This is a genomic window from Sphingomonas sp. DC5200-1 (genome assembly GCF_049897245.1).
In the GTDB taxonomy this organism is placed as follows: Bacteria; Pseudomonadota; Alphaproteobacteria; order Sphingomonadales; family Sphingomonadaceae; genus Sphingomonas; species Sphingomonas aquatilis.
The window spans coordinates 260,979-279,940 of sequence record NZ_JAFCVW010000003.1 but is presented as its reverse complement, the minus strand read 5'-3'; the positions used below and the strand labels follow the sequence as shown (position 1 = coordinate 279,940).

General features: G+C 67.9%; 21 protein-coding genes. 8 read left to right on the top strand and 13 right to left on the bottom strand.

Annotated features, from left to right (window positions below; all coding sequences use genetic code 11):
* Window positions 1–10 precede the first annotated feature (10 nt).
* The gene (locus ACP7A3_RS07540) at window positions 11–457 is read left to right on the top strand and encodes a MaoC family dehydratase (protein WP_426256243.1); all 447 of its coding nucleotides are present in this window, start codon (window positions 11–13) and stop codon (window positions 455–457) included.
* 29 nt (window positions 458–486) lie between these two features.
* Here the strand turns inward: ACP7A3_RS07540 and ACP7A3_RS07535 are convergent, their stop codons facing one another.
* The 5 genes from ACP7A3_RS07535 to petA form a co-directional block, all read right to left on the bottom strand.
* Window positions 487–1,149: a hypothetical protein gene (locus ACP7A3_RS07535; RefSeq protein WP_241890780.1), complete on the bottom strand. Its 663-nt coding sequence runs from the start codon at window positions 1,147–1,149 to the stop codon at window positions 487–489.
* Between the two features lie 323 nt (window positions 1,150–1,472).
* Window positions 1,473–2,003 (bottom strand): adenine phosphoribosyltransferase, encoded by a 531-nt coding sequence (locus ACP7A3_RS07530; RefSeq protein WP_017977516.1) that lies wholly within the window; start codon window positions 2,001–2,003, stop codon window positions 1,473–1,475.
* Window positions 2,004–2,399: 396 nt separating this feature from the next.
* Window positions 2,400–3,263, bottom strand: a complete 864-nt coding sequence (locus tag ACP7A3_RS07525; protein ID WP_017977515.1) for a cytochrome c1 — start codon at window positions 3,261–3,263, stop codon at window positions 2,400–2,402.
* Window positions 3,264–3,287: 24 nt separating this feature from the next.
* Complete coding sequence (locus ACP7A3_RS07520) at window positions 3,288–4,574, bottom strand: cytochrome b (RefSeq protein ID WP_043060285.1); 1,287 nt, start codon at window positions 4,572–4,574, stop codon at window positions 3,288–3,290.
* 16 nt (window positions 4,575–4,590) lie between these two features.
* Window positions 4,591–5,172 carry a ubiquinol-cytochrome c reductase iron-sulfur subunit gene (gene petA / locus ACP7A3_RS07515; protein ID WP_017977513.1) on the bottom strand — a complete coding sequence of 194 codons (582 nt, stop codon included), beginning with the start codon at window positions 5,170–5,172 and terminating at the stop codon, window positions 4,591–4,593.
* A 160-nt stretch (window positions 5,173–5,332) separates the two neighbouring features.
* Here petA and ACP7A3_RS07510 point away from each other — a divergent pair, with 160 nt between their 5' ends.
* The 3 genes from ACP7A3_RS07510 to ACP7A3_RS07500 all read left to right on the top strand — a co-directional run bounded on the left by ACP7A3_RS07510 (window position 5,333) and on the right by ACP7A3_RS07500 (window position 7,591).
* Window positions 5,333–5,797, top strand: a complete 465-nt coding sequence (locus ACP7A3_RS07510) for a tRNA (cytidine(34)-2'-O)-methyltransferase (protein ID WP_426256244.1) — start codon at window positions 5,333–5,335, stop codon at window positions 5,795–5,797.
* Window positions 5,798–6,159: 362 nt separating this feature from the next.
* Window positions 6,160–7,002 carry an oxygen-dependent coproporphyrinogen oxidase gene (gene hemF, locus ACP7A3_RS07505; RefSeq protein ID WP_426256245.1) on the top strand — a complete coding sequence of 281 codons (843 nt, stop codon included), beginning with the start codon at window positions 6,160–6,162 and terminating at the stop codon, window positions 7,000–7,002.
* A 4-nt stretch (window positions 7,003–7,006) separates the two neighbouring features.
* A complete protein-coding gene (locus tag ACP7A3_RS07500; RefSeq protein ID WP_426256246.1) occupies window positions 7,007–7,591 on the top strand; it encodes a GNAT family N-acetyltransferase in 585 nt (194 codons plus the stop codon).
* 52 nt (window positions 7,592–7,643) lie between these two features.
* Here the strand turns inward: ACP7A3_RS07500 and ACP7A3_RS07495 are convergent, their stop codons facing one another.
* From ACP7A3_RS07495 to ACP7A3_RS07470, 6 genes are all read right to left on the bottom strand, one after another.
* A complete protein-coding gene (locus tag ACP7A3_RS07495; RefSeq protein ID WP_426256297.1) occupies window positions 7,644–8,588 on the bottom strand; it encodes a phytoene/squalene synthase family protein in 945 nt (314 codons plus the stop codon).
* Complete coding sequence (locus tag ACP7A3_RS07490) at window positions 8,578–9,159, bottom strand: TIGR00730 family Rossman fold protein (RefSeq protein ID WP_426256247.1); 582 nt, start codon at window positions 9,157–9,159, stop codon at window positions 8,578–8,580. The genes ACP7A3_RS07495 and ACP7A3_RS07490 overlap by 11 nt, the downstream gene beginning before the upstream one ends.
* A 38-nt stretch (window positions 9,160–9,197) precedes the next feature.
* Window positions 9,198–9,734, bottom strand: a complete 537-nt coding sequence (locus ACP7A3_RS07485; protein ID WP_426256248.1) for a septal ring lytic transglycosylase RlpA family protein — start codon at window positions 9,732–9,734, stop codon at window positions 9,198–9,200.
* A 257-nt stretch (window positions 9,735–9,991) separates the two neighbouring features.
* Window positions 9,992–11,467, bottom strand: coding sequence for a phytoene desaturase (locus tag ACP7A3_RS07480; RefSeq protein WP_426256249.1), 1,476 nt, complete (start codon window positions 11,465–11,467; stop codon window positions 9,992–9,994).
* Between the two features lie 16 nt (window positions 11,468–11,483).
* The gene (gene crtY, locus ACP7A3_RS07475) at window positions 11,484–12,650 is read right to left on the bottom strand and encodes a lycopene beta-cyclase CrtY (RefSeq protein ID WP_426256250.1); all 1,167 of its coding nucleotides are present in this window, start codon (window positions 12,648–12,650) and stop codon (window positions 11,484–11,486) included.
* A 678-nt stretch (window positions 12,651–13,328) separates the two neighbouring features.
* Window positions 13,329–13,988 carry an acyloxyacyl hydrolase gene (locus ACP7A3_RS07470; protein WP_426256251.1) on the bottom strand — a complete coding sequence of 220 codons (660 nt, stop codon included), beginning with the start codon at window positions 13,986–13,988 and terminating at the stop codon, window positions 13,329–13,331.
* Window positions 13,989–14,071: 83 nt separating this feature from the next.
* Here ACP7A3_RS07470 and ACP7A3_RS07465 point away from each other — a divergent pair, with 83 nt between their 5' ends.
* Genes ACP7A3_RS07465 through ACP7A3_RS07455 form a run of 3 tightly spaced genes read left to right on the top strand, consistent with a single transcriptional unit; the run spans window position 14,072 to window position 15,563 of the window.
* Entirely contained in the window at window positions 14,072–14,701 is a 630-nt protein-coding gene (locus ACP7A3_RS07465) for a hypothetical protein (protein WP_426256252.1), read from the top strand.
* Window positions 14,701–15,333 (top strand): hypothetical protein, encoded by a 633-nt coding sequence (locus tag ACP7A3_RS07460; RefSeq protein ID WP_426256253.1) that lies wholly within the window; start codon window positions 14,701–14,703, stop codon window positions 15,331–15,333. Before ACP7A3_RS07465 ends, ACP7A3_RS07460 begins: the two co-directional genes overlap by 1 nt.
* A complete protein-coding gene (locus ACP7A3_RS07455; RefSeq protein WP_017977498.1) occupies window positions 15,333–15,563 on the top strand; it encodes a helix-turn-helix domain-containing protein in 231 nt (76 codons plus the stop codon). The genes ACP7A3_RS07460 and ACP7A3_RS07455 overlap by 1 nt, the downstream gene beginning before the upstream one ends.
* Here ACP7A3_RS07455 and ACP7A3_RS07450 read toward each other — a convergent pair.
* A complete protein-coding gene (locus ACP7A3_RS07450) occupies window positions 15,524–16,417 on the bottom strand; it encodes a LysR family transcriptional regulator (RefSeq protein WP_426256298.1) in 894 nt (297 codons plus the stop codon). The two genes, ACP7A3_RS07455 and ACP7A3_RS07450, sit on opposite strands and share 40 nt — an antisense overlap.
* A gap of 99 nt (window positions 16,418–16,516) precedes the next feature.
* Here ACP7A3_RS07450 and bla point away from each other — a divergent pair, with 99 nt between their 5' ends.
* Window positions 16,517–17,368 carry a subclass B3 metallo-beta-lactamase gene (bla, locus tag ACP7A3_RS07445; protein ID WP_426256254.1) on the top strand — a complete coding sequence of 284 codons (852 nt, stop codon included), beginning with the start codon at window positions 16,517–16,519 and terminating at the stop codon, window positions 17,366–17,368.
* A gap of 4 nt (window positions 17,369–17,372) precedes the next feature.
* Here the strand turns inward: bla and ACP7A3_RS07440 are convergent, their stop codons facing one another.
* A complete protein-coding gene (locus tag ACP7A3_RS07440) occupies window positions 17,373–18,944 on the bottom strand; it encodes a spinster family MFS transporter (RefSeq protein ID WP_426256255.1) in 1,572 nt (523 codons plus the stop codon).
* Window positions 18,945–18,962: the final 18 nt, after the last annotated feature.

The window sequence follows — 18,962 nt, the reverse complement described above, 5'->3', positions numbered from 1 at the left end:
AGAGCGACGGGTGCAGTATTTCGAGGACATCGAGGTCGGCAGCACGGCACGGTTCGGCGATTATGCCGTGACGCGGGACGAGGTGATCGCCTTTGCCGAGAAATACGACCCCCAGCCCTTTCACCTGTCCGACGCAGCGGCGGCGCGGACGCATTTCGGGCGGCTGTCGGCGAGCGGCTGGCATACGTGCGCGATGACGATGGCGATGCTGGTCGAGCATCTGAAGGCGAACGACCAGGCGGGGCTGGGATCGCCCGGGATCGACGAATTGCGCTGGCTGACGCCGGTCTATCCGGGCGATCGGCTACGCTGCGAAAGCGAGGTGTTGGACAAGCGTCGGTCGGCGAGCCGGCCGGAAATGGGCATATTCAAGAGTCGGATGACGGTGTTCAACCAGCATGACATACCGGTGATGACCTTCTTGTCCAATGGGCTGATCGCCACCCGCGAGCGATAGGGGCGCCGGCAGCGCGGCGCCCCTGTCGATCAGCGGCGACCGCGGTCGCCGCGCGGGCCGCCGCCGCGATTACCGCCCCAGCTCCGATTGCCGTTCCAGTTGCGGTTGCCGCCCCAATTGCGGTTGCCGTTCCAGTTGCGCTGGCCCTGCCAATTGGGCTGCGGATTGGGCGCGGGGGCCGCGCCGGCCGGCGGCTGGGGCGCAGGCGCGGGTTGGCCCGAGAAATTCTGGCGGTTGCCGCGCCAATTGCCGCGATTGCCCCAGTCCGGGCGGCCGGGATTGCCCACCCCCGGGCCGCCGGGGCCACCCGGCCGATCGCCGCGCCAGCCGGGGCGACGGTCAAACCCGTTCCAGTCGTTGCGGAAGTTGCGGTCGCCGCGCCATTGGTTGCGGCGCTGCTCCCAATAGCGGCGCTGGCCGTCGTTCCACCGATAGGGCCGGCGGTACTGATCGTAGACGTAGATGCCAGTGCCCGGATAATAATAGTCGCCATACCAGCCGAAGTAGCTGGGATAGCCGCCATAGCCGTAGCCGCCGTAATAGGGATCGGCGAAACCGTCGTCGTAATAGCCATAGCCGCCGGTGCCGTAGCCGACGGACACGCCGCTATAGCCATAGCCGTCGGTGCAGGCGCTGGTCGCGACACCGGTGCCGAACAACAGGCCGACCAATGCCAAACGCTTGAAGATCATGGATGCTCTCCCATCATCGAAGGGCGCCGGCGAGTCGGATTGGCGAATCGGGGACGCAACCTATTGTCGTTCAACGAGGGCGGATCGTCGCGGGTTCCGGCTGAATGGGTGATGAGCGGGCAATGGGGGCAAGACCCGCGTGGTGCCATCGTGCGGCGCCTACGCGTCCTCCGCTCGCGCTGAGCCTGTCGAAGCACAGCGTTCCGCACGCAAACCGACCGCTTGAGGCGCCCTGCCCTTCGACAGGCTCAGGACCAACGGTATTGGTGACGGTTGGGGGATTGGAGCGGCCGCGACGGTCGGGCTGGCGCCGTTCCGGCGCCTCAATGCCCCTCGAACGCGAAGAGGGCATCGGCCTGCACGCCATCGGCGCGCAACGCGTCCGCGCCGCCGAGGTCGGGCAGGTCGATCACGAACTGCGCCTGCTCGACGATGGCGCCCGCCTTGCGCAGCAGCCGCACCGCAGCGCGCGCGGTGCCACCGGTGGCGATCAGATCGTCGACCAGCAGCACGCGCTGGCCGGGCACCAGCGCATCTTCGTGCATCGCGATCCGGTCCTGCCCGTATTCGAGCGCATAATCCTCGGCGATCGTCGCGCCGGGGAGTTTGCCGTCCTTGCGGATCAGCAGCACGCCCGCCTTCAGGGGCACGGCGAGCGCGGCCGCGAACAGGAAGCCGCGGGCTTCGATCCCGGCGATCAGATCGACGGGACCGGTGGTGGCGGCGACCATGCGGTCGATCGTCGCGGCGAGGCCGGCGGGATCGAGCAGCAGCGTGGTGATGTCGCGGAACTGGATGCCGGGCTTGGGGAAGTCCGGGATCGTGCGGATCAGCGCTTTCAGGTCGTCGTTCATGGGGGCGTGTGTCGCTTGGGACGCATGCGGGGTCAATGGTGGAGGACTCCCGTCGTCATCGTGGCGGACGCCGGGATCCATGGTTGCGGGCGGCCCGCGCGCCGCGCCAATGCTGCCTCATCGCGTCCATGGATCCCGGCGTGCGCCGGGATGACGAAGGGAGATATGCCCCCCGTGCCTGCACACCACCGTCATTCCCGCGAAGGCGGGAATCCATACCCTCTGACGTCCCGGCAGGAAGCGCGACGGTAGCGCGTCTGGATTCCCGCCTTCGCGGGAATGACGGGGAGAGTGGGGCGCGGTCTTTCCTCTGCCCCCCTGCACACGAAAAGGGCGGGCGGTGCCGTGTCGCACCGCCCGCCCCTTCGCTCCGAACCGCCGGTCAGGCGATCGGGATCAGTGCTTAATGTCGCGCCAGACGTTCTGATAGGCGCCCCAGGCGAGGAAGCAGAACACCAGCAGGAACAGCGCCGCCGCGAGGCCCGCACCATGGCGGGTGTCGAGGTTGGGTTCGGCGGTCCAGGTCAAGAAGGCGGCGATGTCGCGCGCCATCTGGTCCTTGGTCGCCTTGGTGCCGTCCGAATAGGTGACCTGACCGTCCTGCGTCAGGGGCGGCGGCATCGCGATGTTCAGGTTCGCGAACCACGGATTGAAGTGCAGGCCCTGCGGCGTCTTCGCATCCGGGAACATCTTGAGGAGCTCTTCGCCCTTCTCGTTCTTATACCCGGCCTGGTTGCGATAGCCCATCAGCAGCGCGTGGACGTAGTTCGAACCGTCATGGCGCGCCTTGGTCATCAGCGACAGGTCGGGCGGCAACGCATTGTTGTTCGCGGCGCGTGCGGCGACTTCGTTGGCGAAGGGCGACGGGAAACGATCGCTGGCGACGTTCTTGCGCGTCGAGGCTTCGCCCGTTTCCGGGTTCACGGTCGGCTGTTCGATCACCCACTGGTTGGCGATCGCCTTCACCTCGGCCTCGGTATAGCCGATCTTCTGCAGGTCGCGGAAGGCGACGTACTTCAGGCTGTGGCAGGCCGAGCAGACTTCCTTGTAGACTTGGAAGCCGCGCTGCAGCTGCTGATTGTCATATTTGCCGAAGAAGCCGTTCGACGACAGCCCGATATTCTCGGGGTGCATGTGGAAGAGCTGTTCGACGGTTTCCTTCGCCGGATCCTCGATCGCAGTCTTGGCGGTGCCGAAGAGCGCGAGTCCGAGGACGAAGATGAAGGCGGCGCCGACCAGGGAGGCGATGATGCGAGGCATGGTTCTGATTGTCCCCCAGTCGGTTCAGGCTTGCGCCGCGCTGTGCGCGAGGCTGGTGCCACCGTGCTTTGCCAGCACCGCTTCGGTGATCGAATTGGGCAGCGGGCGCGGACGCTCCGACCGGGCGACCCAGGGCAGGATGATGAGGAAGTGCGCGAAATAATAGGCCGAGGCGATCTGCCCCAGGATCACGTTGCGCGCATTCGCTTCCGCCCCGCCGACATAGCCGAGCACCAGCACGTCGAGCAGCAAGATGCCGAGGAAAATGCGGTACTTCGGACGATAGTTCGCCGAGCGCACCGGCGACGTGTCGAGCCAGGGCAGGAAGAACAGCAGCAGGATCGAGCCGAACATCGCCAGCACGCCCCACAGCTTCGCATCGAGGATAAAGTTGGCGGTGAAGCTCTTCAGGATCGCGTAGAAGGGCAGGAAGTACCATTCGGGCACGATGTGCGCCGGCGTCGAGAGCGGGTTCGCCTCGATATAATTGTCCGGGTGGCCGAGCAGGTTCGGGCTGAAGAAGATCAGCAGCGCGAAGATCAGCATGAACACGCCGACGCCGACGCCGTCCTTCGCCGTGTAATAGGGGTGGAACGGCACCGTGTCCTGTTCACCCTTCACCTCGACGCCGGTCGGGTTGTTCGACCCCGGAATGTGCAGCGCCCAGATGTGCAGGATGATGACGCCCGCAATCACGAACGGCAGCAGATAGTGGAGCGAGAAGAAGCGGTTGAGCGTGGCGTTATCCGGCGCATAGCCGCCGAGCAGCCAGACGCGGATCGTCTCGCCCACCAGCGGAATTGCCGAGAAGAAGCCGGTGATGACCTGCGCGCCCCAGAAGCTCATCTGCCCCCAGGGGAGCACATAGCCCATGAACGCGGTCGCCATCATCAGCAGGAAGATGACGACGCCGAGCAGCCACACCATCTCGCGCGGCGCCTTGTACGAGCCATAATAGAGGCCGCGGCCGATGTGGATGTAGACGACGGCGAGGAACATCGACGCGCCGTTGGCGTGCGCATAGCGCAGGAACCAGCCGGCATTGACGTCGCGCATGATGCTTTCGACCGAGCCGAAGGCGACGCCGGCATTGGCGGCATAATGCATCGCCAGCACGACGCCGGTGATGATCTGGATCGCGAGCGCGGCGCCGGCGAGGACGCCGAAGTTCCAGAAATAGTTGAGATTACGCGGCACCGGATAGCCCGCGCCGACGGCATTGTAGACGAGGCGCGGCAGCGGCAGCTTCTCGTCCAGCCAGCGCATCAGCGGCTGCTTGGGTTCGTAATGCTTGGCCCAGGGAAAGCTCATGTGGTCTACCTTTCCCTTAACCGACCGTCACGACGGTGTCGGAGTTGAACGCATAATCGGGCACGTGCAGATTCTTCGGCGCCGGCCCCTGGCGGATGCGCGCCGCGGTATCGTAGGCCGAGCCGTGGCACGGGCAGAAATAGCCGCCGAACGGCCCCTTGTTCTCGCCCTCGCCCGCGCCGAGCGGCACACAGCCGAGGTGCGTACAGACGCCAAGCGTGATCAGCCAGTTTTCCTTGCCCGGCTTGGTGCGTTCGGCGAGCGTCTGGGGATCGCGCAGCGTCTTGATGTCGACCGCATTCGCCTCGGCGATTTCCTTCGGCGTCAGGTTGCGCACGAAGAGCGGCTGCTTGCGGAACTGCGCCTTGATCGCCTGGCCCGGCTGGATCTTCGACAGATCGACCTCGGTGGTCGACAGCGCCAGCACGTCCGCCGACGGGTTCATCTGGTTGATCAGCGGCAGCACGATCGCGAGCGCACCGACGCCGGCGAACGACACGGCGGCGATATTGATGAAATCGCGACGGCGGGGATCGTGGACTTCCTCGTGGAACGGCGCCGGCGATTCACCGGGAGGTACGTTGTCGTCAATCGCCATTCGTCTCTGCCCTTGCGTCTATGTTCTTGCGGAAGTGCCGGAGTGCAGCCCCACCGAACCCTGCCGTCCCCACGGCGGGCTTATGGCCTGATAGACGGCGGCCGCGCGCTTTGCCAACAGCATTTTGCGCTTTGCCAGCCCGCCGCTAAGGACGCGAGCCATGACCAGCCCCCTGCGCATCGCCCTCTACCAGCCCGATATCGCCGGCAATGTCGGCGCGGTGATGCGCACAGCCGCGTGCCTGGGCGTGGCGCTCGACCTGATCGAGCCAATGGGATTCCAGTGGGACGACAAGCGCGTCGCGCGGGCGGCAATGGACTATATCGACCATGTGTCGTTGACGCGGCATGCGGACTGGGAGACGTTCCAGGGGCAGGCGACCGGCCGGCTGGTGCTGCTGACGACGCGCGGCGCGACGCCGCTGCATGACTTTGCGTTCCGGGCGGACGATGTGCTGCTGTTCGGCCGCGAAAGCGCGGGCGTGCCGGAGGAGGTGCATGCGCGGGCGGACGCGCGGGTGGTGATCCCGATGGCGCCGGGGCTCAGGTCGATGAACCTGTCGGTGTCCGCGGCGATCGTCGCGGCGGAAGCGCTGCGGCAGACGGGCGGGTGGCCGGGCGCGTAGGGTCAACTTGGTGATCAATCTCGGCCCGGAAAGTACCGATTCACCAACCATCGCACGCCCAATCCAATAGGTACTGCGATGAGAAGCGTAGGAGCGACCACCGCGGGCAGAAATCCCGGATGACATTGCTCGTCCGGCATACAGTCGCCCAAGGTCGCGATAAGGGTGGCGAACAGAGCCACTGGAGTACCGCACAAGGCAGCTAGGCCGCAGCCCCATCTACCGCCGCGGGTACCAACCCCTTTGTAACGGCTATCATCCATTCAGGCAGGGTATACGATCCGATTACACCTGCAATCTCATCCGCCTGAGACAATCCGCCCCATCGACACCCCCTCCCCCGCGCCGCTAAGCCGTTGCCCATGCTGACGCTCGACGACCAACAGACCGCCGCCCGCCACTGGTTCGAATCGCTGCGGGACCGCATCTGCGCGGCGTTCGAGGCGATCGAGCGCGAGGCGGGGTCGGATGCGGCCTTCGACTATACGCCGTGGGACCGCGTCGATCCGTCGGGCGAGCCGGGCGGTGGCGGCGTGCGGGGCGTGATGAAGGGGAAGGTGTTCGAGAAGGTCGGCGTCAACGTCTCGACCGTCGGCGGCACGTTCGAAGGCGAGTTCGGCAAGACGATCCACGGCGCTGGCGAGGATCCGCGCTTCTTCGCGACCGGCATCAGCCTGGTCGCGCACATGGCCAACCCGCACGTCCCCGCGGTGCATATGAACACGCGCTTCCTGCGCACGACCAAGCAGTGGTTCGGCGGCGGTGCCGATCTCAACCCGCCGCTGCCGGTCGAGGGCGACACAGCGGAGTTTCACGCGACGTTGCAGGCGGCGTGCGATGCGCACGGGGCCGACTATTACGAGCGCTTCAAGGCTTGGGCGGACGACTATTTCTATATCCCGCACCGGAAAGTGCATCGCGGCGTCGGCGGTATCTTCTACGATCATCTGGAGGGCGATTTCGACGCCGACTTCGCCTTCACGCGCGCCGTGGGCGAGGCGTTCCTCGACGTCTATCCGCGCATCGTGCGGCGACGGATGCACGATGCCTTCGACGCGGCGGACGAGGCGCAGATGCTGGAATGGCGCGGGCGCTATGCCGAGTTCAACCTGGTCTATGACCGCGGCACGTTGTTCGGCCTGAAGACCGGCGGCAATATCGATGCGATCCTGATGAGCCTGCCGCCGCGCGCGAACTGGGCCTGACGCGATGGCGCTGATCCCGGTCGACGACGGCGATCTGGCGACGATCGTCACCACGCTGGAGATGACGCGCCGGCCACCGTTGCGGCCCCTGCCCGCCTCGCCGCTGCGGCTGGTGCGCTGGGCGACGCCTGAGCCGGAAAAATACCGGATGCTGTTCCGCCGCGTCGGGGGACCGTGGCTATGGTATTCGCGGCTGGCGATTGACGATGCCGCGCTGACCGCGATCGTCCACGATTCGGGTGTGGAGGTCTATGCCGTCACCGATCGCGCGGGGATCGAGGTGGGGTTGCTCGAACTCGACCTGCGCCATGCGGGGGCATGCGAGCTGTCCTATTTCGGTCTGGTGCCGGAGCTGGCGGGGCGCGGCCATGGCGGTTGGCTGATGGCGGAGGCGATGGCGCGCTGCTGGCGGCCGGGGGTGACGCGGGTGTGGGTGCATACCTGCACGCTCGATCACCCGGCGGCGCTGGGCTTCTACCGGAAGCAGGGGTTCGTGGCGGTCAAGCGGACGATCGAGACCTTTCCCGACCCGCGGCGACTGGGGCTGCTGCCGGTCGATATGGGGGCACACGTTCCGTATCTGGCGTGACCTGACGCAACCGTCTCCCCAGCGCAGACTGGGATGACGACCATTGCCGCGTCTAGCGCGGGCGCGTCCATAGCCCGGTGCGGGGCGTATCGGGGATATCGTGCCGGCCGCGCGCCTCGATCGCCGACTGGATGATGAAGGCGATCTTTTCGCCCTTCGACGTCGTCACGCGCGCATCCCACGCCGCCGAGCCAAGCGCGGCGACCTTGCGGCCGATCGTGCCGTAGATGCGCGCCGCCGCCAGTACCGCCCAGGCCGAGCGGAACGACAGCGCGCGCGTGCCAACGCGGGCGCTCGCTTCGAACGCCGCGGCGCGGTCGGTCAGCCTTCGGGCGAGGTCCGCCAGCGCCGGGCGGTGTTCGGGGGCGAGGATGGCGTCGGGGGCGATCCCCTTCTCCGCCAGCCAGTCGGACGGCAGATAGCAGCGTCCCCCGCGCGCATCTTCGTCGATGTCGCGGGCGATATTGGCAAGCTGGAAGGCGAGGCCCAGGTCGCAGGCGCGGTCCAGCACCGCATCGTCGCCCGGATCGACGCCCATGATGACCGCCATCATGCACCCGACGACGCCGGCGACATGATAGCAATAGGTGAGCAAATCGTCCTCGGTCCGCGGGCGCCAGCCGTCGCCGTCGAGGCGGAACCCCTGGATCAGATCATGCGCGAAGCGGCGCGGCAGGCGCGTTTCGGCGGCGACGATGCGCAGCGCGTCGAAGGCTGGCACCCCCACCACCTCGCCAGCGAGCGCGGCGTCAGTGAGCGCCGCCATCTCGGCGATGCGGCGCGGCGCATCCTCGACCGGGCGCAGGTCGTGGCCGTGGTCCTGGCCGTCGGCGATATCGTCGCACGCGCGGCACCAGGCATAGAGCAGCCACGCCCGTTCGCGCGTCGCCGGATCGAACAGCAGGCTCGCCGCCGCGAAGCTCTTCGACCCCTTCGCGATCGATTCGTGCGCGGTCGCGACGATGGCGTCGCGGCTGGGCTGCGCCTCAGAGGTCAGACGTCTTCATCCGTACGATCGGCTGCGTCGGCACGTGCGCCGCCATCTTGTCGAGCAGGCCGTCCAGCGTCGTGTCGACGATCAGCAGGTCGCGGTGCTGCGGGCGCAGGAAGCCGACTTCGGCGGACTTCTCCCAGAAGGCGATCAGGTGATCGTAATAGCCCGCGACGTTGAGCAGGCCGACCGGATCGGCGTGATAGCCCAGCTGCGCCCAGCTCAGCGCTTCCCACAATTCGTCCATCGTGCCGGTGCCGCCGGGGATGGTGACGAAACCGTCGGCAAGGTCGGTGAAGGCCGCCTTGCGCGCGTGCATGCCGCTGACGACGTGCAGTTCGGTGAGGCCGCGATGCGCGACCTCGGCGTCGACCAGCGCCTGCGGGATCACGCCGATCACCTCGCCGCCCGCGCTGAGCGCGCTGTCGGCGATCGCGCCCATCAGCCCCAGCCGGCCGCCGCCATAGACGACGCCGATGCCGCGCTCGGCGAGCGTCCGCCCGATCGTACGGGCGGATTCGATATAGACGGGATCGGCGGGCGTCGCCGAGCCGCAGTAGATAGCGAGACGTTTCATGGCGCTGCCGCTACGCCGATGCGGGCCCAGCGGCAAGCTCAGCGCGTCTCCATCCAGCGCTGGCGGAGTGCGGCGAGCGTATCGGGCGACGCATCGGGGCGCGGGCTGGCGGGCTTGCCCGCGCGCAGCCGGGCGCGGTCGCGTTCGGGCGGGTCGACCAGCCGGACGCGCACCGCCGCGGTGCCGTTCGCCCGGATGCCGAGCAGATCGGCCGCGCCGCGCGACAGGTCGATGATCCGCCCGCGCACGAAGGGGCCGCGATCGTTGATGCGCAGCAGGATGGTGCGGCCGGTGTCGAGCGCGGTCACCTCGACATAGCTCGGGAGCGGCAGGGTGGTGTGCGCGCCGCTGATCGCCTTCGCGCGGAACCGCTCGCCGCGCGCGGTGACGTTGCCCGATTCGCCGCCGTACCAGCCGGCATAGCCGAGCGCGTCATATCCGGGCGCGGGGGCGGGAACGTAGGTAACGCCGCGGACGGTGTAGGGGCGGCCAATCTTGACCGGCACGTCGGTGACCGCCCGGCCACCGCACGCGGTGAGAGAAAGGGCGAGGAGCAGTGTGGACGTCCACCCCATCCATTTCGTCATTCCCGCGCAGGCGGGAATCCAGAACCTCTGCCGCTTCGGCGCAATCGCTACCCGTCGCGCGTCTGGATTCCCGCCTCCGCGGGAATGACGATGATGGACGAATTGGGGCAGAGGCCCTCTCGTGTCTCCTTTCGTCATCCCGGCGCACGCCGGGATCCATGGGCCCGGCGAAAGGCGTATCGCGCGAATCCGCTTGTCGCCCCTATCCATGGATCCCGGCGTGCGCCGGGATGACGAAGGAAGGCTCACCGCCCCGACAGCATCAGCGCCGCGGTGGCCTTGGCGCTGCCGACCACGCCGGGGATGCCCGCGCCCGGGTGCGTGCCGGCGCCGACGAAATACAGGTTCGGGATATGGTCGTCGCGGTTGTGAACGCGGAAATAGGCGCTCTGCGTCAGGATCGGTTCGAGGCTGAAGGCGCTGCCCAGATGCGCGTTGAGATCGGCGGCGAAGTCGCTCGGCGCGTAGCTGAACTTGGTCACGATCCGATCGTGGATATCGGGAATCAGGCGGCGGCCGACCTCGTCGAGGATGCGCTTTTCGAGGATCGGGCCGATCTCGTTCCAGTCCACCGGGAACTTGCCCATGTGCGGCACGGGGGCGAGCGCGTAGAAGGTCGAGTGCCCCCCCGGCGCGAGGCTCGGGTCCGTGACGGTCGGGTGGTGGAGGTAGAGCGAGAAATCCTGGGCGAGCACGCCGTGGTCGTAAATGTCCTCGAGCAGCCCCTTATAGCGCGGGCCGAACAGGATCATGTGGTGCGGGATGCCGGGCCATGCGCCCTTGATGCCGAAGTGGACGACGAAGAGCGACGGCGAATAGCGCTTCTTTTCGAGGCTCGCCTTGGTGCGCTGGCCGCTGCGCGAGGTCTTCAGCAGGTCGCGATAGGTGTGCATGATGTCGCTGTTCGCGGCGACGGCATCGGCCTGCATCGTCCAGCCGCTCTGGCAGGTGACGCCCGTCACGCGGTCGCCCAAGGTCTCGATCGCGGTGACGGGATCGCCGAGGCGCAACGTGCCGCCGATCCGTTCGAAATGCGCGACCATGCCGGCGACGAGACGGTTGGTGCCGCCGCGCGCGAACCAGACGCCGCCGTCGCGCTCCAATTTGTGGATCAGCGCGTAGATGGCGCTGGTCGTCATCGGATTGCCGCCGACCAGCAAGGTGTGGAACGACAGCGCCTCGCGCAGTTTCTCGTTCTTCACGAACTTCGACACGATCGAATAGACCGAGCGCCACGCCTGGTATTTCGCCAGCGCCGGCGCCGCCTTCACCATCGACGCAAAGTCGAGGAAGGCGACATGGCCGAGCTTTTCATAGCCTTCGCGGTACACGCCCTCGGCATATTCGAGGAAGCGGTGGTAGCCGGCGATGTCGGCGGGATCGAGCTTGCCGATCTCACGCTGCAACGCCGCTTCATCGTTCGTGTAATCGAAGTTCGTGCCGTCGGGCCAATTGAGGCGGTAGAAGGGCGTCACCGGCTCCAGCGTGACGTCGCGCGCCATGTCGGCCCCGGTCAGCGCCCACAATTCCTGCAGGCACGCCGGATCGGTAATGACGGTCGGCCCGGCGTCGAAGGTGAAGCCGTCCTTTTCCCAATAATAGGCCCGGCCGCCCGGCCGGTCGCGCGCTTCGACGATCGTCGTCGCGACGCCCGCCGATTGCAGCCGGATCGCCAGCGCCAGCCCGCCGAATCCCGATCCGATGACGATCGCCGACTTCATGTCTTCTATCCCTGTCCTACCGCCATGCCGTCGTCCGCAGCGCATGCAGCGCGCGACCGACCGGCACCGGCGGTTTCCCTGTTACGATGCGAGCCTTGTCCCCGATGCTCGACCGCCCCGCATAGAAACGGGTGATGAGCGCCGGGTCCAGACGGTAGAAGCGTTCGATGATGCGCCAGCGTTCCGCCGGATCGCCCGCGCGGAACATCATCGTGTTGAGCATGCGGTAGAATGCGCCGCGTCGCCAGTGCTCGCGCGCGTGATCATAGGCGAAGGTGGCGAGGCTTGCGCCGGACCAGTCGCCGCTGTCCGCCAGCGCGATGGCGAAGCGCACCGCGTCGGGCAGCGAATAGCCGGTCGCCGGCTGGAACAGGCCTGCGCGCATGCCGGCCTTAGCGATGCCCTTGCCGGTCGAGCGCCAATAGGCGTCGAAATCGCCACCCAAGGTGATCGGCAGCGACCCCGCCTCGCGCCGCACGACCTGTGCGCCCGCCCAGCCCCGCGCCTGCGCATAATCAGCGATGCGCGCGCGGATCGCCGGCACGTCGAGGCCGGGCGTGTCGCTGTAATAGGTGTCCTCGACGAACATCCGGTCGGGCGCGAAGGGCAGGCAATAAACGAAGCGATAGCCGTCGATCTGGTCGACGGTCGCGTCCATCACCCGCGGCCGCTCGATGCCGTGCGGCGTCGGCAACGCCAGTTCGTGGCCGACGAACTTCTGCCAACCAAGCTCCAGCGTATCGAGGTCGCCGGGGCCGCGACAGTCGATGACGCCGCCCGCCTCGATCCGGTCGCCGTCGCCCAGCACCACCGCGGTCGCCGACAGCGCCAGCACGCGCCGGCCGGTCATGATCGCCTCGGGCGGCAGCTTGGCGCGGAGCACGGCGTCGAACCGTTCGCTGGTGATCGAATAATAGGTCGCGTCGACATCGCGCGTCAGGTTGGGGAAGACGACGTCATAGCCGCGCCAGCCATGCACCACCATGTCCTGCACCAGCCCGCGATGGGCCTGGGCGACATCGCTGCCGAAGAACGACCAGACGTGCTCGCCGCCCAGCGTCGTGCCGCTCTCGACAATGCGCACGTCGCAAGAGGGCGCGCGCGCCTTGACCGCCAGCGCGATCAGGCCACCGGCCAGCCCACCCCCGACGATCGCCAGGTCGCAACGGATCGTCGTGCCCATGGAGGGGCGCGTAGCCGAAAGACGGGGGGGAGAGAACCCGGGTTCGAGGCGTAACCGTCGGTTCGTTGAGGCGCGCGATCGGACCGCGCGCGGGGAGTCTTGCCACCCTCCGGTTCGTCATGCCCGAGAAGGCGGGAATCCATACCCTCTGACGTTCCGGCCCGAGGCGTGACGGTAGCGCGTCTGGATTCCCGCCTTCGCGGGAATGACGATGAGAGGCGGAAGGCGACCATGGCCTCACCCACGCCGTCACCCCGGACTTGGTCCGGGGTCCACTCTGCGGCGAGGGGGATGGTCAGAGGCTCTTGCCGTCCCCCCGTCACCCCGGACCGAGTCCGGGGTGACGGGGGGCAGAACGACAGGCCTGCGCATCACCCCGCAGGCGCCGCCTCGCCATCGATCAGCCGCTTCCATACCGGCGTCATGCACGCCGTCACCTGGGCGCTGGTCCGCGCCACCGGCGCGCAGGCGAGCAGGCCTGCGCACATCCCGCATCTAGTGCGGCATCGCCGCTGCGCCGTTTGAAGACGCAGCGTATGTCGCCGGTGCGGCGATCGGTCTTGGTCACGATCCGCAGGCGCCGCGCCGCGCGTCGTCGCGCCGTCACGACGATGTCCTCCGCCGACAGCTCCGCGACAGGCGTCACCGCCTACACCGCCAGCAGCAGCGCCAGGGCGATCACCGGCCCAGCGCCCGCACCAGCCGGATGCCGACGTTGTCGATGCCCGGATTGACGTCCGAGAACAGCTGGCGGTGGCTGAAATGCTCCCAGGTTGCCTCGACCGCCCAGCGGCGATCGATCCGCACGCCGATCGCGGCATTGGGGTTGAACAGCACGCGCGATCCGAAGCCGGTGCGGGTCTGGTAGATTTCGTACCGGCGCCAGGCCTCGGCACTGTCCAAGCCGGGCAGGAAGGGGTTCGGCAAATAGCGATAGCCGTCGTGGATCGTCACGCCGATGCCGACCTGCGCATAAACGCGGCCCTTGAAGGCATGCTGCCGCCATTCCGCGCCGAAGCTGGCGAAGCTCGTCTTGCCCGCGGTGCTGACCTGCACCTTCGCGGTCAGCCGCGGTTTCAGCGCCCAGCGGATCGGCAGCATCTTGGTACGATAGACGAGCTGGACGTCGGTGGTGCCGTCCTCTTCCATGCCCTCATACACCTGCCCCGGCGGCAGTGTCGGGAAGGTCAGTTGGCTGCCCAACGGGTGGAAGTTCGCGCCGTGCCGCAGCACGCCCACCGCCACTTCGGGCGCATGCGTCACCAAATCCTGCGCCATCGCCGGCGTCGGGCCAAGCAGCATCGTGGCGCCCAACAGGCGCATCAACCCGGTCTTCATGACGTGTATCCCCTTCCACGGCTGTCGACCAGCCGACGTCTTTGGTGTATGAAGACAAGGAATTTCTGTCAAACAGAAAGAATATGATGAAGGACGGATATTGGCTGCCGCCGCGCAAGGCGTGGCTGTGTCGGCTTGCAGGGCTGGTGTTTCTGATCGGCGCCGCGGTGATGCTGCCGGTGATCGTCTTTGCCGGGCTAACCCCGGGCGCGTCGCCGGGATGCGGCGGCGGCTACGGCTGCGTGTGGGAGGCGCGGCCGGTCACGCTGATCGACAGCGACGAGCGACTGCGCGTGGAGGCGTCGCCCGCCGCGCTGAAGGCGTTGAACGCCTTTGCCGCGCAGGGCCGGGTGCGCTTGGGCCTTGCGGGGATCGAGGCGATCAACGCTTTGCCCTTTGCCGCGTTGCTGTTCAGCGTCGGCGTGGCCCTCCGCCGCCTCGGTGGACGCGGTGCCGATCCGTTGCAGCGGGCATTGCCGTGGCTGCGCCGCGCCTCGATCGCCGCGATCGTCTGGACGCTCGCCCATGCGGTGTATCAGACCGCGCTCGAATCGTGGCTGTCGCCGGGCACGCCGGCCGGACCGACCCTGTACACGAACATTTACCTCGCCGACATCGCGACCGGCTTGCTGCTCGCCATCGCCGCCTATTGCGCAATCTGGGCAATCGAAGCGGGGTTGCGCGCACAACGCGATCTGGACGATTTCGTCTGATGCGCCCGCCGCTCGCCCCCCGTACTCGAATCGCGCGCAAAGCGCGCCGCTGCCGTATCGCCGGCCTGCTGTTCCTGCTGATCGCGGCGCTCGTCGCGGCGACGGTCCCGCTCGCCGGCCTGTGGCCAGCGCCCCGATCGCATTGCGGCGATCAGGGCTGCACCTGGTCCTCCGACCCCGTCACGCTGTTCGACGAGCAGGATGCCGAAAAGCTGCGCGCCGCGCCCGCCGATATCCAGCGCCTCAAGGTCTATGTGCAGCGGCCGCTGGTCCGCCTCGCCCTTGCCGGGATCGAAGCGATCGACGTCGGGCCGCTGGTCGTCCTGCTCGTCGCGGTCGGAATCGCGCTGCGCCGACTAGGAGGGCCGCCCCGCGATGCCTTCGCGCAGGCGTTGCCGTGGCTGCGGCGCGCGACGATCGCCGCGATCCTCTGGGCGATCGCGCAGCCGCTGTCGGACAGCCTGCGCCAGATGCTGCTCTATCGCGGCACCTCCTGGGGACCGCATTGGCTGATCGCCCTCGATTTCAACGCGATGGCGATGCCACTGCTGCTCGGCCTTGCCGCCTACGCCGCGGTCTGGGCGCTCGAATCGGGGTTGCAGGCGCAGCGCGATCTGGACGATTTCGTCTGATGCCGGTCATCGTCAACCTCGACGTCATGCTCGCGCGCCGCAAGGTGCGGTCGAAGGAGCTTGCCGAGGCGATCGGCATCACCGAATCGAACCTGTCGCTGCTGAAATCGGGTCGGGTGAAGGGTGTGCGCTTCGGCACGCTCGCCGCGATCTGCCGCTATCTGGAGTGCGAGCCGGGCGACATCCTGGGCTACGAACCGTCCGACGACGACCTGAAGGCGGCGGACTGATCGAGCAGCCAGCGGCGGAACGCCTGCATCGCCGGGCTTTCCTTGCGCGACAGCAGGCGGGTCAGCCAGTAGCGGCCGGCGTCGACCTCGATGGCGAAGGGCTGGACCAGTCGTTCGCTGGCGAGATCGCGCAGGCACATCGCGCGCGGGGCGAGCGCGACGCCCTGGCCCGCCGCCGCCGCGCCCGCCATCAGCGCCGAACTGTCGAACATCGGCCCGCGCAAGGGTGGTGCGTCAGCCCCGGCGGCGGCGAACCACAGGCTCCATTCGCTGGGGCGGTAGGAGCGCAGCAGCCGTTCGCGCGCCAGATCGGCCGGGGCGGTCAGTCGCGCCGCGACCGCGGGCGCGCACAGCGGGGTCAGCGGCGCGTCGAGAACCGCCTCCGCCGCCGTACCGTGCCATGCGCCGTCACCGAAGCGGATCGCGTAATCCAGCCCCTCACCTGCCAGATCGACGCGATTGTTATTGATCGCGAGGCGCAGGTCGATGTGCGGATGCGTCGCGTCGAAATCGTCGATCCGCTCGATCAGCCAGCCCGTCGCGAAGGTGCCGACGACGCCGACGTGCAGTGGGTGACGGAAGCGGCCGTCGGCATAGCCGTCCAGCGTCGCACCGATCCGGTCGAACGTTTCGGCGAGTACCGGCACCAAGGCATGGCCGTCGTCGGTCAGCGCGAGCCCGCGCGGCAACCGGTGGAACAGCCGCGTGCCGAGCCGGCGTTCGAGCTGCGCAACCTGATGGCTGACCGCGCCCTGGCTGACGCACAGTTCGATCGCTGCGCGGGTGAAGTTGAGATGCCGCGCAGCCGCTTCGAAGGCACGTAGCGCATTGAGGGGCAATTGGGCGCGATCCATGCGCCCAGGCATGAGGGGAGTTCATGCCTGTGTCGAGAGAAGATGCTTTGTCGGCGGTATCTGCATCGAGGCATTCTGCGCAGCGAAGGAGATCCGCCGATGCTCGTTACCCTGTTTGCAACCATGCTTGCCGCCGTTTCCCCGACCGCAGACGATCCGCTGACCCGTCCGATCGCGGTCGAACAGGCGAAGGACTGGCTGCGCCCCGCCCCGCCGATGAAGGTGTTCGGCAAGACCTATCTTGTGGGCTTCGGCGGGCTCAGCGTCGCGCTGATCGATACCGGCGACGGCCTGATCCTGATCGACGGGGCATTGCCGCAGGCCGAGCCGGCGATCCTCGCCAACATCCGCAAACTGGGGTTCGACCCGCGGCGCATCCGCTACATCCTCAGCACCGAACCGCATTTCGACCATGCCGGTGGCCTCGCCGCACTGGCGCGCGATACCGGCGCGACGGTGGTCGCCAGCGTACGCGGGGCGGAGGGGCTGCGCTCGGGGCGGCTGGCCGCCGACGATCCGCAGCGCGGCTATGACAGTCGCTTTCCCGCGGTGCGGGCGGTGCGCACGATCCGCGATGGCGAGACGCTGCGGCTGGGCGATACGGTCGTCACCGCGCGGGCGACGCCCGGGCACACGATGGGCAGCATGAGCTGGAGCTGGCGCGCGTGCGAGGGGCGGACGTGCAAGGCGATCGTCTTCGCAAGCAGCCTCAACCCCGTATCCGCGCCCGGCTATCGGTTCAGCGCGCCCGCCGCGCGCCCGGTGCTCGCGGCCTTTCGCCGGGGTCAGGCGGCGATGGAGGCGCTGCCGTGCGACCTGCTGATCACTGCGCATGCCGATCAGGACGATGCGACCGATCGCTTCCGCACGGCGCCCGGCGCGTGCCGGGCCTATGCGCGCGCGTCGGCGGTGAAGGTCGCGACGCGGTTGCGCGAGGAGCGGTCGCGCTAGGCGATCAGATCGGCTCCCCCGCCGCCCGCGCGCGCGCTTCGCGTGACGCTTCGGCGGCGGGGACGAGGCGATAGGCGGCGATCGCGCAGGTCAGCGTCACCGGCATGATCGCGAGCAGCGACAGCATGCCGACCGACAGACTGCCCGACAGCGTCGAGATGCGGCCCGCCAGATACGGCCCCATCGCGAGGCCCATCAGCGTCGTGCCGATGAAGAAGGTCGCGGTCGCGGTGCCACGCATGCGGGGCAGCACCAGGTCCTGCGTCGTCGCCGCCGCCGACCCCAGCGCGCCGCTGGCGGTGAGGCCGGACAGGAACAGGCAGGGGTAGAAGACCCAGACGCTGGAGGCCGTGAAGGCACCGATCAGGAACGGGATCGGCACCGTCGCGCCGAAGATCACGACGATCAGCCGCCCGGCGGGGTCGGTGCGGCGCAGACGGTCGGCGACGATGCCGCCGATCGTCAGCCCCAGGAACCCGGCGAGCGCGCCGCTGCTGCCCAGCAACAGGCCGGCGCGCGCCGGCGTCTCGCCCAATGTACGCAACACATAAGGCGCGGCCCAGAAGCTGGCGGCGTAGCTGAGGAACGAGTTGAGGCCGTAGGCGACGACGGTGCAGAGGAAGGCCGGCGTGCCGACAATCAGCGCGAAGGTGGCGGGATCGCGGCGCTTGAGCGCACAGGCCCAGGAGAAGACCGCATAGACGCCGATGCCGATCGCCAGCCATTGCGGCTTGGGTTCGCCGATGCCGATCAGGAAGGCGACGACCGCGACCACCGCGGCAAGGCCGGTAAGGTTGATGAGCAATGCCCGCGTACCGCCGCGCGCCGCACCGATCAGCGTCAGCGGGGGGATGATCGTCAGCAGTTCCTCGAAGAAGGCGCGGAAGGGCGCGGGATGCTTGTCCGGTTCGGGCAGCCCCTCGACCAACCCGCGGATCGGTTCGCGGATCGTCGCGACCCATAGCGCGACGATGAGGCCGGGGATGCCGACCGCGAGGAACGCCGCCTGCCACCCGACGAGACCGAAAGGCCCGCCGTCGGGATAGGCGCGGTTCCAACCCTGGACGATCAACCCGCCGATGAACAGCGACACGCCACCGCCGACGTACAGGCCCGCCGAATAGATCGACAAGGCCGTCGCGCGCAGCCGCTTGGGGAAATAATCGGAGATCAGCGAATAAGCGGCGGGACTCGCGGTCGCCTCGCCGATGCCGACGCCGATGCGCGCCGCAGCGAGCTGTCCACCGGTGCGCGAAAAGCCGGACAATGCGGTCATCGTCGACCAGAGCGCGAGGCCGACGGTCATCAATCGCACGCGATGCCAGCTGTCCGCGAGGCGGCCGAGCGGGATGCCGAACAGCGCGTAGAACACACCGAAGGCGGTGCCGTAGAGGAAGCCGAGGTCTTCGTCCTTCAGGTTCAAGTCGCGCTTGATGTCTTCGGCCAGGATCGAGATCACCTGCCGGTCGACGAAGTTGAGAACGTAGACGACGAACAGGATGCCCAGCACATACCAGGCATAGCGCGGCGCGGGCGCCTGCGCCGCCACGCCCCCGGACGCGGTGGGACCAGCCATCGACCTCTCCTTCGATTT